The organism is Ruegeria sp. N11 (genome assembly GCF_056531525.1).
Window position 1 is genome coordinate 32,346 of sequence record NZ_JBQFLX010000006.1, and the last position, 16,300, is coordinate 48,645.

Genomic DNA, 16,300 nt, shown 5'->3' on the forward strand with positions numbered 1-16,300 from the left:
AAATGTTCCTAAGAAAAATCGCTACAGCAACCGCCTTTGTGGGCCTGATGGGCTCGGCAGCTTATGCCGCCAATTGTGGCCCCGAGGGGCAATCGATCCGCATTCTGGCCAGTGACTTTCCGGCGATCCACGCCGTCGCGGGAGCCGCCGAAGCCAATTGTGGTGGGGCAGCGGCTGAATTCAACACCAACCACACCACCGAAGCGCGCTCGATCATGAACGCCGCTCTGACCCCGAACCCGTCGGAATATACATCGGTGATCCTGGCCAACTCGACGTTGACCCAGCTGATGAACGACGGTCTGGTGCGGCCGCTGAACGATCTGGTCGAAAAATACAAAGACAGCATCCCGCCGAACCTGCTGATCACCATCGATGGCAATGTCATGGCTGTGGCCTTCATGGCGAACTCACAGCACCTGTTCTCGCGCAAGGATATCCTGGAACAAGCTGGTTTCGACGGCATCCCGGCCACCTATGAAGAAGTTCTGGAAGCCGCTGAGAAAATCCGTGCTGCCGGTATCATGGAACATCCGATCGCAATGAACCTTCAGACCGGATGGAACCTGGCCGAGGTGTTCAACATGATCTATCTCGGTCATGGCGGTGAGTTCTTTGTACCCGGTTCGGCCGAGCCGTCGATCAACAACGAAAAAGGCGTGGCCGCACTGGAAGTCATGAAGGCTCTGGCGGAATACGCCCACCCCGACCACCTGACCCACGCGTCAAACGAAACGCAGGGTCTCTGGGAATCCGGTCAGGCGGCTCTGGCCGTCATGTGGGGTTCGCGCGGCGCGCCAATTCTGGATGATGAAGGGTCCACCGAAGAGGTGACCTCGAATACAGTTTTGTCGGCTGCACCAACCGTTGGCGGCGGATCGATCCCATCTGCCACGCTGTGGTGGGACGGTATTACCATCGCATCCAACGTGTCGGATGAAGAGGCCGAGGCATCCTTTGCTGCACTGATCAGCGCCCTGACCCCGGAAATGGTTGCAGCAAACAACGATGATGCCGTCTGGCTGCTTGACGGGTTCCAGCCCGGACCGGCTGCAGCAGGGGTTGCAGAGACCGTTAGCGGTGGTGCGAAACCCTATCCGATGATCCCGCAAATTGGCCTTCTGCATGCGGCACTTGGTGCGGAGCTGGCGGATTTTCTGAAGGGTGACGAAAGCGCTGAACAGGCGTTGGCGGATGTCGAAGCCGCCTACCGGACGTCGGCCAAAGAAGCCGGCTTTCTCAAGTAACACTCCCCGACTTGAGGGGGCGCAATCTGCCCCCCTCATCTTTTTCCGGACTAAAGACTGGGACGTACGCCATGAAGCACCGCACCTTTTTCTGGTTCATTCTGCCCACGCTTTCCGCGATGATCCTGTTCATCGCTCTGCCGATCGTCTCGGTTTTCGTCCAATCGCTCTTTGTCGAGCATGAGCAGGTTCTGCTGGTTTCTGAAAGCTGCGGACCATTTGGGTGTACCCCGACCACCACGGTCGACACCGAGGCCACTGCAAAGCTGCGCGCAGAACAACCCCTTGGGCGGTTTAACGGTCTGGGCACATACATCAACCGTTCACACCTGGCTTTTGCCGAGATCGGAGAAGCGTGGGCAAGCTCTGAAAGCCTGGGTGATTTTTGGGCTAAGGTGTATAACCTGCCGTTCTACAGCGCCCTGACATTCACCCTGGCCTATACCTTTATTGTCACGCCGTTGGTGTTGGCCCTTGGGCTGGCCATTGCCGTTGGCGTCAACAACCTGCCCCGCGCGCTCAAAGGGGTTGCGATCTTCATTTCGCTACTGCCGTTTCTTGTCACTCCGCTTGTCGGTTCGCTGATCCTGTTCTGGATGGTCGATGGTGATGGTGTAATCGGCGCCACCATTCAACGCATATTCAATGATCCGACACTCAGCTTGAAGGCGTCGACGGCGCTGACATGGACCATGCTGATGGTTTACGGCGTGTGGCATACCCTGCCGTTCAGTTTCATCACCTTCTACGCGGGTCTGCAAACCGTCCCCGATGATACGATGGAAGCGGCACAGATCGATGGCGCGACGAAGTGGCAGCGCTTGATCCATGTGATCGTTCCACACCTGATGCCGCTGGTTTCGTTTGTGACGCTCATGCTGATCATGGATAACTTCCGCGTTTTTGAGCCGATCGTCAGCTTCAAAGCCGAGGCCCACGCACAGTCGCTCAGCTGGATCATCTACAACGATCTGCGCGAAAGCGGCAATCCGCTCTATGCCTCAGCAGGTGCGACTTCGCTGATAACTATCATCCTTGCGGTCATCCTGATGTCTCCGGTGCTTGTTCGCACCTGGCGCGACTTCACCCGTAAATCTCACTGAGGACACGACATGGCGACCAAAGCACAATCCCGCATGACCCCGCTAAAGCTGTTCTCTTACGGTTTCGTGGCCCTCTGGCTGCTGATCGCTGCCTTCCCGTTCTTCTGGACCTTCTGGGGCAGCTTCAAGGTACAGGCCGACTTCTTGTCCAAGGCCAACTGGATGAATGCCCTGACCGGTGCCAACACGATAGAGCAAACCGGCAGCGCCTTTACCGGTGCCGGCTATCACGGGGCGTGGGTTCTGGAAGATTTCTGGTTCAACTTCAAGAACACCGGCATTGTGGTCTTCTTCACCGTGCTGATCTCGCTGACCTTCGGAACGCTGGGGGGATATGCGTTGGCGCGATCCGGTTTCCGCTATGCGTTCTGGATCCTGATGGCTGCGCTGGTCTTCCGCGCGATGCCGCATATGACGCTGGTCTCGGGTTACCTGCTGTGGTTCTTCGAGTGGAATGTCTGGGGCATCCTGCCGACCACCATCATCGTGCTTGTGGCGATCAACCAGCCCTTTACCCTGTGGATGCTGCACTCGTTCTTCAAGAACATTCCCAAGGACATGGACGAAAGCGCCATGGTTGATGGCTGCACCCGGTTTCAGGCCTTCCGGCATGTTATTGTCCCGGTCATGTGGCCCGGCGTGATCACCACAGGCCTGTTCAGCTTCCTGCTGGCCTATAACGACTTTACCGTGGCCGTGATGCTGCTGAGTGAAGAGAACGAGACCATCATTCCCGCCATCAACAGCTTCATGGGCACAACCCAGGTTGAAGGCAAGGTCATGTACGCGGTCGCAGCCGTGGTTTCGGCCACTGCCCCGTTGTTCGTACTGATCCTGTTCTTCCAGCGCCAGATCGTCAGCGGTCTTACAGCAGGGGCGGTCAAGGGCTGATGAGCGCATCTGCAAGACATAATGCCATTGCGCGCCACCCGGCGCTCAACCGGATGCCAAGGGATTTTCTGACGGCCGACTAACCCTCCCCGTCCACACAGAAAACCTCTTGGCAACCAGATAAGGAATAGAGACATGAAGGGTTCCCGCCCTGAACAGGCCGTGCTGACACGCGACACGGACATGAGCAAAACCGAACAAACCCGGGCCGTGATCGAGGGGATGGTCGACGGTCTGAACGACCACCGCATTGACGATATCGGCGAGTTTTTCGCGGAAGGGTTCCGTTGGCTGGGCAACCAGGGCTGCGGCACCAAGACCGGGCTGAAGGAATTTCAGGAAAACTGGCAGCGCCCGTTTCAGGCGGCGTTTTCCGACAAGACCTGCATCGACGAAGCGCGCCTCTACATGGGCGAGTGGGCCGCAGCCTTTGGCCGGCAGGAGGCGACACATTCGGGCGAGTTTCTGGGTATCGCCCCCACCGGCAAGCGGGTCGAGATCCGCTACATGGACTTCTGGAAAGTCGTTGACGGCAAGATCGTCGACAATTGGGTGAATGTCGATTTTGCCCACGTTGCCGCGCAGCTGGGCGTTGATCTGTTCAATGGAGAAGGCTGGGAAGCATTTGACCGGGGAGAGAAGGTTCCGCCCCGGCCCGAAAACTGAGGATTAGGACAATGGCAATTGAACACCTGAAACGCGGCAAACCCGAGGCTGACCGGGCCGACGACGATGCCAAAACCCGCGCCGTTGTCGAGGCAACGCTGAAGGACATCGAAACCCGAGGCGATACCGCGGTTCGCGAGTTGTCGGAGAAATTCGACAGCTACTCGCCCGAAAGCTTTCGCCTGAGCCAGCAACAGATCGACGATCTGATTGCGTCTTTGTCCGAGCGTGAACTGGCCGATATCAAATTCGCCCAGAAGCAGGTGATGAATTTCGCCCAGGCGCAGCGCGACTCGATGCTGGATATCGAGATTGAAACCCTGCCCGGCGTGATCCTGGGGCACAAGAATATCCCGGTGCAGTCCGTGGGCTGCTACGTCCCCGGTGGCAAGTTCCCGATGGTCGCTTCGGCGCATATGTCTGTGGCAACGGCAAAGGTTGCGGGTGTTCCCCGGATCATCGCCTGCACGCCGCCATTTCAGGGTAGGCCGAACGCGGCTGTAATCGCGGCGATGCATCTGGGCGGTGCGCATGAGATTTATGTCATGGGCGGCATTCAGGCGATTGGCGCCATGGCGATCGGTACGGAAACCATCGATCCGGTTCACATGCTGGTTGGACCCGGCAATGCCTTTGTTGCCGAAGCCAAGCGCCAGTTGTTTGGCCGCGTCGGTATCGATCTTTTCGCGGGTCCGACCGAGACGATGGTCATCGCCGATGAGACCGCAGCCGATGCCGAGCTTTGCGCCACCGATCTGCTGGGGCAGGCCGAGCATGGCTATAACAGTCCCTGCGTTCTGGTCACCAACTCGCGCAAGCTGGCCGAAGACACGCTGAGCGAGATCGACCGTATCCTCGGCATCCTGCCCACCGCCGGTACTGCCAAGGTCAGTTGGGAGGAATATGGTGAGGTCATCCTCTGCGATACCTATGACGAGATGCTGCAAGTGGCTGATGACATCGCGTCCGAGCATGTTCAGGTCATGACCGACCGCGATGACTGGTTCCTGGAAAACATGACCTGCTACGGCGCGCTTTTCCTCGGGCCACGCACCAACGTTGCCAATGGCGACAAGGTAATCGGCACCAACCACACGCTGCCGACCAAGAAAGCCGGGCGTTACACTGGCGGCCTCTGGGTGGGCAAGTTCCTGAAAACCCACAGCTATCAGAAGGTTCTGACCGACGAGGCCGCAACAATGGTCGGCGAATACGGTTCGCGGCTTTGCATGCTGGAAGGTTTTGTCGGCCACGCCGAACAGTGCAACATCCGCGTCCGCCGTTTTGGCGGCATCAACGTGCCGTATGGAGAGGGTGCTGTGTATCGCGAGACCGCCGAGGCCACCTGACAGGCGCGGCGGAAATCGCTGTCAAACCAGCGCCCGGGATTGGCCCGGGCGTCACGAAATTTCTGAAGTAAGCAGTAAAAGCAATGCGAGATTTCGCAATGGACAAACACTCTACCCACAAGGCCCTGATCGCGCCTCTGCGCGAGGCCATGTACAACTTCGATGAAACCGGCGTTCGCGCGGCATTGGGTGCGGTGATCGCGCCGGATGCCATCGTTCACATGCCGCACCCGTTTGGTGACCTGACCGGACCGCAGGAACTCTATGACACCTGTTATGCGCCGCTGCTGAGATCCATGCCCGATCTGGAGCGTCGTGACTGGATCGTGATGGGTGGCCGGACCGAACAGGGCAATGATTGGGTCGGCTGTGGCGGCCACTACGTTGGTACCTTCGTCGCCCCCTGGCTGGACATCCCGCCGACGGGGCATCTGACCCATATGCGGTTCCACGAATTCTATCGCTTCGAAGGCGACAAGGTTGTGGAAATCCAGACGCTCTGGGACATCCCCGAAGTGATGATGCAGGCCAAGGCCTGGCCGATGGTTCCGTCACTGGGGCTGGAGTTCTGTATTCCCGGCCCTGCGACGCTCGACGGGATGGTGCCAGGTCCGTGGGATGAAGCGAAGTCAAAGACTTCATGCGCCCATATCGTCGACATGTTGGACCATCTGAAGAAACACCCCAGCCAGGGTGGGCCTGAAGTGATGGAGATGGAGAAGTTCTGGCATCCGCGCATGAACTGGTACGGCCCCGCCGGGATTGGAACCGGGCGCGGCATCGCGGGTTTCCGCAACTGGCACCAGATCCCCTTTCTGAACGGTATGCCCGACCGCGGCAAATACGTCGATGAAATCACCTACCACTTCTTTGGCGATGGTGATTATGCCGCCGTGACCGGTTGGCCGGACATGATTCAGACCGTCACGCATGATGGCTGGATGGGAATTGCGCCGTCCGGCAAGCGGATCACCATGCGCAGCCTTGATTTCTGGAGGCTCGAGGATGGCCTGATCCGAGAAAACTGGGTGATGGTCGATCTGCTGGACGCCTACCGCCAACTGGGCGTAGATGTCTTTGCCCGCCTGCGCGAGTTCAACAAGGCACGTGTTCCGGGCACAATTCCGTTCCCGGTCGGCGAGGTCTGATATGCCCCAATTCCCCAGCACCCCAAGTTTCAGTCTGAGCGGCAAGCGCGCTCTGGTCGCCGGCGCCTCATCTGGCATCGGCATGGCCTGCGCTGTAGCCCTTGCGGAACATGGTGCTGAGGTCACATTGGCAGCGCGCCGCGTTGGCGCGTTGCAAGACATCGCGAATGAGATGTCAGCGCGCGGATGGTCAGCCAAGACACTTGAGCTGGACGTCTCGGACGTTGCAGCCACAGCCGCGGCCGTGGCGCAAAACGGACCTTTCGACATTTTGCTGAACTCGGCCGGCCTTGCCCGCCACAGCAAGGCTGTGGACACGCAACCGGATGATTTTGACGCCGTCATGGGCGTTAATGTCAAAGGGGCCTATTTCCTGACCCAAGCCGTTGCCAAAGGGTTGTTGGAGGTCGGCCGCCCCGGTTCGCTGATCAACATCTCAAGCCAGATGGGTCATGTGGGGGGCCGGGAACGCGCCGTGTACTGCGCGTCGAAATTCGCCGTCGAGGGGTTTTCAAAGGCGATGGCGCTGGAGTTCGGATCCGCAAAGATCCGCGTCAACACCATCTGTCCCACATTCATCTTGACCGACCTGACCAGGTCAACGTTCGACGATCCGGACAAACGAACCTGGATTCTGGACAAGATCAAGCTGGGCCGGCCGGGTGAGATTGAGGACATCATGGGGGCGGTGGTCTACCTGGCGTCGGATGCATCGGCCTTGGTGACCGGCACGGCGCTTATGGTTGACGGGGGTTGGACGGCGGACTGATGGCGACACACAAGGTTACATCACTGGAAGTCGCCCGCCTCGCAGGGGTCAGCCAATCTGCGGTCAGCCGGGTCTTCACCCCTGGTGCATCGGCATCAAAGAAAACCGTGGAAAAGGTGCGCAAGGCCGCCAAGGAACTGGGGTATCGCCCGAACGTTCTGGCCCGCGCCGTGGTGTCTGGGAAAAGCCGGATCATCGGGCTTGTTGTCGCATATCTGAACAATCAGTTCTATCCTGAGGCGCTGGAAAAGCTGACAAACACACTGCAGGAGCGTGGGTACCACGTGCTGATTTTCATGGCCTCGCATCAGGCTGGAAATATCGACAACGTGGTCGAGGAAATACTCGACTTTCAGGTCGACGGGATCATCGCGGCCTCGGTTGCACTGTCGTCGGATCTGTCCGACCGCTGCCGAACCGCAGGCGTACCGATGGTGCTGTTCAATCGGGCACAGGACGATACTGCCATGTCGTCAGTTACGTCCGACAATGTGGCCGGAGGACGAAAGGCCGCCGAGTTCCTGTTGGCCGGCGGGCACCAAAAGATTGGTTACATCGCCGGATGGGAAGGTGCTTCGACCCAGAGGGATCGCGAAGCAGGGTTCGTGGCGGCCTTGAAGGAGGCTGGGGTCACGCTGCACGCCCGCGAAGTCGGGAATTTTGTGGCCGAAGAAGCCCGGCAAGCGACGCTTAAGATGTTCAACTCCGATGCGCCTGATGCTGTGTTTGTCGCCAACGATCACATGGCCATTTCCGTGATGGACACGCTGCGCTTCGAGTTGGGTTTGAATGTCCCGGGCGACGTTTCGGTCATCGGATATGACGATGTCGCCGTGGCGTCATGGCCGGCGTACAACCTGACCACCATTCGCCAACCCGCCAACCGCATGGTCGCTGAGACCGTCGATATTCTGCTCAGCAAAATCGAAGATCCTGATGTCAGTCCGCGCCGGGTCGAGATTGACGGACCTCTTATTGTTCGCGGCTCGGCCCGCATACCTGAAGGATGGAAGACATGAAGGGGTTTGATCCCAAATTCAAAGACTTTCCCGATTACATCATCGGCATCACCAAGGAGATCTGGGAGGATCGCGGCATAGCCACGCTGCATCACTATTACGCGCCGGACATCGTGGTGCGCTCACCTGGATCGGTTGTGGTTGGCAATCAGGGTGTTATCGCCGCCACGATGGCCACCCTTGCCGAGTTTCCCGACCGTACGCTTCTGGGCGAGGATGTAATCTGGTCCGGAACCCCGGAAGCAGGGATGCTGTCCTCGCACCGGTTGCTGTCAACGGCGACCCATCTGGGCGATGGCGTTTACGGTAAGGCCACAGGGAAAAAGCTGGTTTACCGGATTCTGGCCGATTGCCACGCCATCAACAACCAGATCAACGACGAATGGCTGATCCGCGACCAGAGCGCGATTGTTCAGCAGATGGGCTGGGATCCCAAGGAATACGCCCGAGACCTGATCGCCCGTGAAGGTGGGCCAGACGCCTGCGTGCAACCCTACACGCCCGCAAATGACAAGCCAGGCCCTTACAAAGGGCGTGGAAATGACAACGAGTGGGGTCAGAAATACGCTGATATTCTGACCCGTATCATGAATGCCGACATGGGTGTGATCGAGGCAGAGTATGACCGCGCCGTCTTGTCGGAATATCCCGGCGGCACCACAGGACACAGCTGGGGTCCGGTGGACCGGTTCTGGATGGGCCTGCGCGCCTCGTTCCCGAATGCAGAATTCAAGATTCAGCACCAGATTGGCCGCGACGATCCGGTAATGCCGCCGCGCGCCGCGATCCGCTGGACGCTGCACGGCAAGCACGACGGCTGGGGTGTCTTTGGCGTTCCAACCGGGGCCGAGGTCTTTGTTCTGGGTATCAGCCAGGCCGAGTTTGGCCCCTGGGGTCTGCGCAGGGAATACACCCTTTTTGACGAAACATCGATCTGGAAACAGATCCTTTTGAAAACTGGCGATCTCTAGCATGCCGTGCCGTATCTCAAATCTGGATGCCGGGCAGGCGATGCGGCGTTACCACGCCCACCGCGCCAGCCTGCGCGCCCGGCGGCTGAACAATCGCCCGCCGGGTGGAACGGTTTGATCCGATCAAACCCCCCGCAAAAGGAAGAAAGATATGAGTACCATCGAAAGCCGCATTGTCCGCTATGGCGAACTGAAACCCTGTAAAGCCGCATTTATCGACGCCCACACGCCGGGCTCGGACCAGAAAGAGAACTTTACCATCATCGGTGGCGGGGTCAGCGAAAGCCCGGACCAGCACGTCCACATCACCGACAAGATCGGGTTCAACATCGGCGCAGCGGGGCAGCCCCCGAAATGCCGCAACTCGCTTCACAGCCACACCACGGCCGAGGTTTTCTTTGTTGCCAAAGGCCGGTGGCGGTTCTTCTGGGGCCGTTATGGCACTGCAGGCGAGTTCATCGCCGAGGAAGGTGACATCTTCAACATCCCGACGGGCATCTTCCGCGGCTTCGAGAATGTGGGCCAGGACTATGGGATGATCATGTCGATGCTGGGTGGCGACGATGCCGGTGGCGGCGTGACCTGGGCACCGCAGGTGATCGAGGACGCACAGGCACATGGTCTGATGCTGGGCAATAACGGTGTTCTGTACGACAGCAAAAAGGGCGAGGACCTGCCGCACAATGTGCAGCCCATGCCGCTGCTGACCGAAGAAGAACTGAAAGCGTACCCCGAGGTTCCCGTCGACGCGGTGATCGGCAAATATGTCGCCCGCTACTGGGACCTGATGGCACTGGCGGCGCACAAGCCGGCGGTTGTGATCGGCGAAAAGGGTCTGATCAAGGACAAGCCCGGGTTCGAGGTTGATTTTCTGACACGCGGCTCGGCCGTGACCGAGGCGGTCGTGGCTGAAAAACCGGTCGTATTGATGCCCGCAAGCGGTCACTGGCGCATCCGGATCAACGATGTTGAGACCACCCTGTCGAACGGCGACACTGCCTTGGCCTTGCCCGGCGAAAGCTACAGCGCCGAGCCTTCGATGACCGGCGAAGCGGGCCTGTACCGGATCACTGCAACCGATGATCCGGCCGGGGCGACCTGGACGGGTGCTTAATGGTGCCAGCGCGCGTTCCCCTTCCGGTTGGGGCGCGCCAAATAGAACCTGCGTCGGGCATCCGTCCCGGCGCGGGACTGAGTTTCGAAGGGAGATGAACAAATGACCCGCATATTGACCACCCACGTGGGAAGCTTGCCGCGCAGTCAGGAGGTCGTGGACTTCATCTTCGCACGCGAGCGGGAGGAGCCGTTCGATCAGGCCAAATTTGACACCTGCATGACCGCAGCCGTGTCCGATACCGTGCGCAAACAGGCGGCGGCCGGGATTGATATCGTATCGGACGGTGAAACCTCGAAAATCTCGTACGCCACCTATGTCAAGGACCGCTACACCGGCTTTGCCGGTGACAGCCCGCGCAACGCGCCAGCGGACCTCAAGATGTTCCCGGGCTTTCTGCAGCGGCTGGCGAATGACGGCGGAACCCCGCAATATGCCCGGCCCATGTGCGTGGGCGAGGTGCGTTCAAAAGGGCAGGATGAGTTGCAGAAGGATATTGCCAATCTCAAGGCGGCGATGGCCGAACACGGGGTGGCGCGCGGCTTCATGAACGCCGCCAGCCCCGGGGTGATATCCCTGTTCCTGCAAAACGACTTTTACCCAACGCGCGAGGCCTATCTGGTAGCGCTGGCCGACGTGATGAAGACGGAATACGAAACCATTGTTGGTGCGGGTCTTGATCTGCAACTGGATTGCCCCGATCTTGCTCTGTCGCGGCATATGTTGTTCACCGATCTGTCCGACGATGAGTTCCTGAAAATCGCCAACATGCATGTCGAGGCGCTGAACCACGCGTTGCAGGATGTGCCGGCCGACAAGGTGCGTGTTCACATTTGCTGGGGCAATTACGAAGGTCCGCATTGCTGCGATATCGGCATGGACAAGGTGTTTTCGACACTGATGTCGACAAAGTCGCGCTATGTGCTGTTCGAAACCTCGAACCCGCGCCATGCCCACGAATGGACCGTGTTTCGTGACCGCAAAGCCGAAATTCCAGCCGACAAGATTCTGGTGCCGGGCGTCGTCGACACCACGACGAACTTTGTCGAACATCCCGAACTGATCGCGCAGCGGGTTGAACGCTTTGCGGATATCGTAGGGGGCGACCGGGTGATTGCGGGATCGGATTGCGGCTTTGGCACTTTTGCCGGCTTCGGCGCGGTCGACCCGGACATAGCCTATGCCAAGCTGGGCGCGCTTGCCGAAGGGGCCGCATTGGTCAAATGACGCCACTTGTTCTGTTGCCTGGGATGATGTGTGACGCGCGACTTTTCAGCGCCCAAATCGCGGCTTTGTCGGGCAGGGTTCCAATTCTGACTGCGCCAATCGGGGGCCATGACACGATGGCGGCTCTTGCCAAAGACGTGCTGGCCTGCGCGCCGCAACGGTTTGCTGTGGCGGGGCTCTCAATGGGCGGTATCGTGGCTATGGAAATCCTGCGGCAGGCACCGGACCGTGTGGTGGGCCTGGCGCTGATGGACACCAACCATTTGGCCGAAACGGATGAGGTCAAAGCCAGGCGCGGTCCGCAGATTGCGGCTGTCGAACGAGGAGACCTGCGCATCGTGATGGCGGACGAGATGAAACCCAACTATCTGACCGATGGCCCGGACAAAGCTGCAATTCTGAACCTTTGCATGGATATGGCAGAGGGTCTTGGTCCCGATGTCTTTGTCAATCAATCCAAAGCGTTGCGAGATCGGCCAGACCAAAGCGAAACGCTGCAAAACTTCAACGGTGAAGCCCTTGTTCTGTGTGGGCGCGACGATGCCTTATGTCCGGTATCGCGGCACGAAATGATGCACGCGCTGATGCCGCAGAGCCGGCTCGAGGTTATCGAACGGGCTGGTCACCTGCCGACTTTGGAACAACCGCAACAAACCACGGCGGCTCTGACCCGCTGGCTGGAGGCGATATGAAGAATTCCCTGCTGAACCTGCTGAAAAAGGTCGATACCCCCACGGTTTGCAACGCCATCGAAGTGGCGCAAGGCAAACGAGGGTTCAATGATTTCACCCGGGGCACCATGTTGTGCTCTGATCCCGGTGCGGGCGCGATGGTGGGATATGCACGCACCGCGAAGATTGCCGCCGTGAACCCGCCGACCGAGGCGCCAGAGGTGATCCGAAAGCGTCGGATGGACTACTACCGGAACATGGCTTCGGGGACCGGTCCGGTCGTGACCGTGGTCGAGGATACGGATTACCCGCACTGCATCGGTGCCTATTGGGGTGAGATCAACACCACGATCCACAAGGGTTTTGGCATCAGTGGCGCATTAACCAACGGGGTTATGCGCGACCTCGGCGATTTGCCCGACGGGTTTCCGGTTGTGGCGGGCTCGGTCGGGCCAAGCCACGGTTTCGTGCACGTGAAAGAGGTTGGAACGCAGGTGTCGATCTTCGGACTTTCAATCAGGGACGGGGACCTTGTGCATGCAGACCGGCATGGCGCACTGGTGGTTCCGCCCGAGGTGATGGACGTGCTTGAACAGGCGATCATCAAGTTGCTTGAAACTGAGAAGCTTATCCTGGTGCCCGCGCGTCAATCAGGGTTCGATTTCGACGCCTTTGAAAAAGCGTGGGCGGCGTTTGAAGCCTCTCGAACCTAGGAGGCGCAAGGGACGAGTTACCCGTCCGTGTCATCTTGAGCAGACGTGCGTTAGCCGACGGTTGTTTCATCAAGCCATTTCAAGGCATCGCTCACGTCAATTGTATGCTCTCCGCCCGTGACCGTTTGCAAGACGGCACGAAGATCGGAAGTGGGAAAGGCAGCTCGACCGTATTTTTGGCAGTGCTTGACATAGTCCAATGCCGTTCGAAGTTCGAACATCTTGGCATTCTGTTGTCGCGCGACATCCAAACCCAAACGAAACTCGTTTTCAGCGACCCCATTCTCTGAAGATGCGAGGGCATAGACCCGTTCCGTCTCAGCTTGGGCCCATCCCTCATTGGTCAGTCCGTGGTGTTTGCGTGCTTCGGCGAGGCAATCCAGCGCACCTTCCCGGTCGCCGGATTTCAGCGTGAGCTCCGCAATCAAGGTAAGAAAGAACGGCTTGTAGTTTCCCGCGCCGCTGGCCCACCATGCTTCTGATGCCTTGCGTAATGCGCGGATCGTTTCCGGCTGGGGTGAAACATGGGCATCCACCCAGCTTCGCCAGAGGGATGCCGTCAAAGTCATGAATGTGAAGGAGTGCTTGGAGGAAAGCTGCTCAAGTTGATCAGTAACCTCGATAACCTGTTCCGGTTCGCGGCGCAGAAGATGAAGCATGCACAGGTAGGTCAGCGCCTGCGCGATGCTGTGGGCGTGCTGAAGGTCCTTTGCGGCAACGACCGCTTTTTTCTGGACTTCAAGCGCCTTGTCCGGCGCACCGCGCATCCAGATCGCAAGGCTTAGGAAACATGAGGTAATCGCGGCGTGGTCCGATCCGTAAATAAACGCCAGATGCCCATCGCGTTCCCGGCTGTAGAGTTCCAGCGCCTTGCTCAGATGCGCGTAGGCCGGGTCTAGTTCCCCGATATGAAATAGTACCGCGCCCATCGCCCGGTGCGCCACCATTTGATGTTGCGTCTGGCCAGTCGAATGCGCCAGATCCAGCAATTGCCCAGCAACATTTCTGGCCAAATCGTACTCGGCGCGCACCAAATGAAAGGAATACAAACCGTTCAGAACCGGGAACAAATGTTCTGTCTCTTCAACGCGTTCACAAAGGTCGCGTATTCTTGAGTAGACAGAACCGGTTTCATCAGCGGCAATACCAGCCGTTGATCGCAGAACACCTGCCCTGAGAACCTGTATCTCGATTTCTTTTCGGTCCCGATCGGTGCTTTGGCTCAGTTCCGCCAACTGCTCAATCGCCAGGGACAATTGTGTACCTGCCTCGATGTTGGCAGATCGTTGAACCGCGTGCTGGCCCGCAAGATGCCGGTAGTCGATTGCTTCCTTGTTCATGCCCGCCATCGTGTAGTGGTGTGCCAGAATTTCCGGGCTGGCATCACCCGTATGAACCTCCTTGTCTTCCAGTCTTCGGGCAACACGAGCGTGCAAAACACGGCGTTCGCTTTTCAGAAGACTGTTGTAGGCGGTGTCGCGAATAAGCGCGTGACGGTAACTGAAGGTTTCATGATCATCGGCATCAGAAACCGTGACTATGCCTGCATCCAACAAAAGCTCCAAACCCGCGCGCAACGCTGTATCTTCAATGCGGGCCACCTTGGCGATAAGCGGATACGAAAACTGAGGTCCAATGACAGCTCCGATCTGGGCCACTTCCTTGGCCGAACTCAACCGGTCAAGGCGCGCCATCAACGCATCGTGCAAGGCACTGGGAACCGAGTTCGCCGGAGAAACTAGACCCATTGAATACGCGTCTGTTCCTTCGGTCAAACCGCCGGATTCCAGAAGGTCTTTGGTCACTTCTTCCACGTATAGAGGCACACCGTCGGATCTGGCCGCAACGAGGTCATACATTTCGTCCGAGATCGACTGGCCTTTGGCGACTTCATCCACAATGTTCTTGACCTGGTGGAAATCCAACTGCTTCAAAACCACTTTCGAAAGATTTGATTGCAGCGCCCAGCCCGGGTCGAACTCGGGTCTGAATGTCATGACAACCAGCACCGGAAGGTCATGAATCCGGTCCACGATCCGATCCAGCAACAGCTTGGTCGTCGGATCAATCCAATGCGCATCCTCGAACAGGAACAGCAGCGGTTTTTTCCCGGCCACTGCCGTCAGATTGCTCAGCAGCATTTCCAGCGTCTGCTCCATGAGATGCTGCGGAGTCAGATTCAACGGGCCCAATTGATCTTCAAATGGAACCGACAGAAGCGACGCTGCCAATTTCAATGCATGGTCAGACTGATCGCCAAGAACGGCAGAGATTTTTTTGAGTTTTACGTCGCTTGAATCGTCGGAACGGAGTCCCGCCGCAATTTTGAGTTGGCGAATGACAGGATAAAACGCACTTGCGTAATGGTAAGGCGAACACTGGTATCGAGTTTGAGTGTGCGGCACCCCCGCAATACTCTGTCGTAATTCCTCAACCAATCGCGACTTGCCAATTCCAGGCTCGCCTGACACCAGCACAACCTGTCCCTGACCGTTCCTGGCCAACCGCCACTTTTCGTTCAGGGTCTCAAACTCTGCGGTGCGGCCGACCAAAGGCTTGAGCAACTCGTCATCCAAGGCCAAAAAGCGGCTGACGGTTTCCCGCGTTCCGGTAACCTGCCAGGCTTCAACCTCCCTGGCGAAACCTTTGAGTTTAAATGCGCCGCGCAGAACGTAGTTGAAAGCGTCGCCCGCCAATTGTTGCGTGCTTGGAGCGACGATCAGAGTTCCTGGGTCCGCCATAGTCTGCAGACGGGCGGCCAGATTGGGCGTCTCGCCCATGGCGGTTCCATCCTCAAACATTTTTTCGCCGCGCAAATCACCAACGACGACCAATCCGGTCGCTATCCCAATTCTGACATTCAGTTTCGCGTGAGTGCGAATAGCCGGTACTTCCTGGATAATGCGAAGCCCCGCACGAACGGCACGCTCCGCATCATCTTCATGGGCGTGAGGAAACCCGAAAAAGACCATGATTCCATCGCCATAATAACTTGCAATATGGCCGTCAAAGGCCGCAACGGACGCAGCGCATGTTTCCTTGAAAAGCCGAAGTACCTCCGCCAGATCTTCGGGATCGACGCGCTGGGCAATTTCAGTTGACCCGACCAGATCGATGAACATTACAGTAAGCTGCCGGCGCTCGGCCACGATTGTCGGGCCGTCAGGACCCTTGGGCTGGCTTTGCCCGGCCTCTGCATCGACACGAACCGCTTTCAGGAAACGCCGTCTCGGACCAAGGGGAAGTCCGATCGTGACAAGATCCTGGTCCGTTAATTCGGATAGATCGCTCAGTTCGATTTCATGCTCGGCAAAGGCCTTGGCGTACTTAGTCAAACCGTGTTTCTCAAGCCAAAGCGCGATATCGGACATTCGGTGGTTTCACTTGCCGTCGTGGCAGGGCGCAATGTCTG

At 58.3% G+C, this 16,300-nt stretch carries 14 protein-coding genes; 13 read left to right on the top strand and 1 reads right to left on the bottom strand.

Going from position 1 to position 16,300, the window contains the following annotated elements; all coding sequences use genetic code 11:
- The first annotated feature begins 2 nt into the window (after positions 1-2).
- The 13 genes from ACR0J8_RS07950 to ACR0J8_RS08010 all read left to right on the top strand — a co-directional run bounded on the left by ACR0J8_RS07950 (position 3) and on the right by ACR0J8_RS08010 (position 12,888).
- On the top strand, positions 3-1,247 hold the full coding sequence (locus tag ACR0J8_RS07950) for an extracellular solute-binding protein (RefSeq protein WP_170463833.1): 1,245 nt from the start codon (positions 3-5) through the stop codon (positions 1,245-1,247).
- 71 nt (positions 1,248-1,318) lie between these two features.
- Positions 1,319-2,350 carry a carbohydrate ABC transporter permease gene (locus tag ACR0J8_RS07955; protein ID WP_170611510.1) on the top strand — a complete coding sequence of 344 codons (1,032 nt, stop codon included), beginning with the start codon at positions 1,319-1,321 and terminating at the stop codon, positions 2,348-2,350.
- Between the two features lie 9 nt (positions 2,351-2,359).
- Entirely contained in the window at positions 2,360-3,241 is an 882-nt protein-coding gene (locus tag ACR0J8_RS07960) for a carbohydrate ABC transporter permease (RefSeq protein ID WP_170463829.1), read from the top strand.
- Positions 3,242-3,376: 135 nt separating this feature from the next.
- The gene (locus ACR0J8_RS07965) at positions 3,377-3,907 is read left to right on the top strand and encodes an ester cyclase (protein ID WP_170682669.1); all 531 of its coding nucleotides are present in this window, start codon (positions 3,377-3,379) and stop codon (positions 3,905-3,907) included.
- Positions 3,908-3,918: 11 nt separating this feature from the next.
- On the top strand, positions 3,919-5,256 hold the full coding sequence (hisD, locus tag ACR0J8_RS07970; protein ID WP_480523231.1) for a histidinol dehydrogenase: 1,338 nt from the start codon (positions 3,919-3,921) through the stop codon (positions 5,254-5,256).
- Positions 5,257-5,354: 98 nt separating this feature from the next.
- Positions 5,355-6,404 (top strand): ester cyclase, encoded by a 1,050-nt coding sequence (locus ACR0J8_RS07975; RefSeq protein WP_480523233.1) that lies wholly within the window; start codon positions 5,355-5,357, stop codon positions 6,402-6,404.
- 1 nt (position 6,405) lies between these two features.
- Positions 6,406-7,173 (top strand): SDR family NAD(P)-dependent oxidoreductase, encoded by a 768-nt coding sequence (locus ACR0J8_RS07980; RefSeq protein ID WP_480523235.1) that lies wholly within the window; start codon positions 6,406-6,408, stop codon positions 7,171-7,173.
- Positions 7,173-8,192, top strand: coding sequence for a LacI family DNA-binding transcriptional regulator (locus tag ACR0J8_RS07985; protein WP_170817123.1), 1,020 nt, complete (start codon positions 7,173-7,175; stop codon positions 8,190-8,192). The genes ACR0J8_RS07980 and ACR0J8_RS07985 overlap by 1 nt, the downstream gene beginning before the upstream one ends.
- Positions 8,189-9,163, top strand: coding sequence for a nuclear transport factor 2 family protein (locus ACR0J8_RS07990; protein WP_480523237.1), 975 nt, complete (start codon positions 8,189-8,191; stop codon positions 9,161-9,163). Before ACR0J8_RS07985 ends, ACR0J8_RS07990 begins: the two co-directional genes overlap by 4 nt.
- Before the next feature lie 151 nt (positions 9,164-9,314).
- Positions 9,315-10,277 (top strand): cupin domain-containing protein, encoded by a 963-nt coding sequence (locus ACR0J8_RS07995; protein ID WP_480523239.1) that lies wholly within the window; start codon positions 9,315-9,317, stop codon positions 10,275-10,277.
- 102 nt (positions 10,278-10,379) lie between these two features.
- Entirely contained in the window at positions 10,380-11,504 is a 1,125-nt protein-coding gene (locus ACR0J8_RS08000; RefSeq protein WP_480523241.1) for a cobalamin-independent methionine synthase II family protein, read from the top strand.
- Positions 11,501-12,196 (top strand): alpha/beta fold hydrolase, encoded by a 696-nt coding sequence (locus ACR0J8_RS08005; protein ID WP_480889559.1) that lies wholly within the window; start codon positions 11,501-11,503, stop codon positions 12,194-12,196. Before ACR0J8_RS08000 ends, ACR0J8_RS08005 begins: the two co-directional genes overlap by 4 nt.
- Entirely contained in the window at positions 12,193-12,888 is a 696-nt protein-coding gene (locus ACR0J8_RS08010; RefSeq protein ID WP_480889561.1) for an RraA family protein, read from the top strand. Before ACR0J8_RS08005 ends, ACR0J8_RS08010 begins: the two co-directional genes overlap by 4 nt.
- 50 nt (positions 12,889-12,938) lie before the next feature.
- Here ACR0J8_RS08010 and ACR0J8_RS08015 read toward each other — a convergent pair whose 3' ends face one another.
- Positions 12,939-16,259 carry an ATP-binding protein gene (locus ACR0J8_RS08015; RefSeq protein WP_480523246.1) on the bottom strand — a complete coding sequence of 1,107 codons (3,321 nt, stop codon included), beginning with the start codon at positions 16,257-16,259 and terminating at the stop codon, positions 12,939-12,941.
- Between the last annotated feature and the right edge of the window lie 41 nt (positions 16,260-16,300).

Bases quoted from the DNA above. Each gene is read 5' to 3' on its own strand.
- ACR0J8_RS07950 (WP_170463833.1), top strand. From the start codon at position 3: ATGTTCCTAAGAAAAATCGCTACAGCAACCGCCTTTGTGGGCCTGATG.
- ACR0J8_RS07955 (WP_170611510.1), top strand. From the start codon at position 1,319: ATGAAGCACCGCACCTTTTTCTGGTTCATTCTGCCCACGCTTTCCGCG.
- ACR0J8_RS07960 (WP_170463829.1), top strand. From the start codon at position 2,360: ATGGCGACCAAAGCACAATCCCGCATGACCCCGCTAAAGCTGTTCTCT.
- ACR0J8_RS07965 (WP_170682669.1), top strand. From the start codon at position 3,377: ATGAAGGGTTCCCGCCCTGAACAGGCCGTGCTGACACGCGACACGGAC.
- hisD (WP_480523231.1), top strand. From the start codon at position 3,919: ATGGCAATTGAACACCTGAAACGCGGCAAACCCGAGGCTGACCGGGCC.
- ACR0J8_RS07975 (WP_480523233.1), top strand. From the start codon at position 5,355: ATGGACAAACACTCTACCCACAAGGCCCTGATCGCGCCTCTGCGCGAG.
- ACR0J8_RS07980 (WP_480523235.1), top strand. From the start codon at position 6,406: ATGCCCCAATTCCCCAGCACCCCAAGTTTCAGTCTGAGCGGCAAGCGC.
- ACR0J8_RS07985 (WP_170817123.1), top strand. From the start codon at position 7,173: ATGGCGACACACAAGGTTACATCACTGGAAGTCGCCCGCCTCGCAGGG.
- ACR0J8_RS07990 (WP_480523237.1), top strand. From the start codon at position 8,189: ATGAAGGGGTTTGATCCCAAATTCAAAGACTTTCCCGATTACATCATC.
- ACR0J8_RS07995 (WP_480523239.1), top strand. From the start codon at position 9,315: ATGAGTACCATCGAAAGCCGCATTGTCCGCTATGGCGAACTGAAACCC.
- ACR0J8_RS08000 (WP_480523241.1), top strand. From the start codon at position 10,380: ATGACCCGCATATTGACCACCCACGTGGGAAGCTTGCCGCGCAGTCAG.
- ACR0J8_RS08005 (WP_480889559.1), top strand. From the start codon at position 11,501: ATGACGCCACTTGTTCTGTTGCCTGGGATGATGTGTGACGCGCGACTT.
- ACR0J8_RS08010 (WP_480889561.1), top strand. From the start codon at position 12,193: ATGAAGAATTCCCTGCTGAACCTGCTGAAAAAGGTCGATACCCCCACG.
- ACR0J8_RS08015 (WP_480523246.1), bottom strand. From the start codon at position 16,259: ATGTCCGATATCGCGCTTTGGCTTGAGAAACACGGTTTGACTAAGTAC.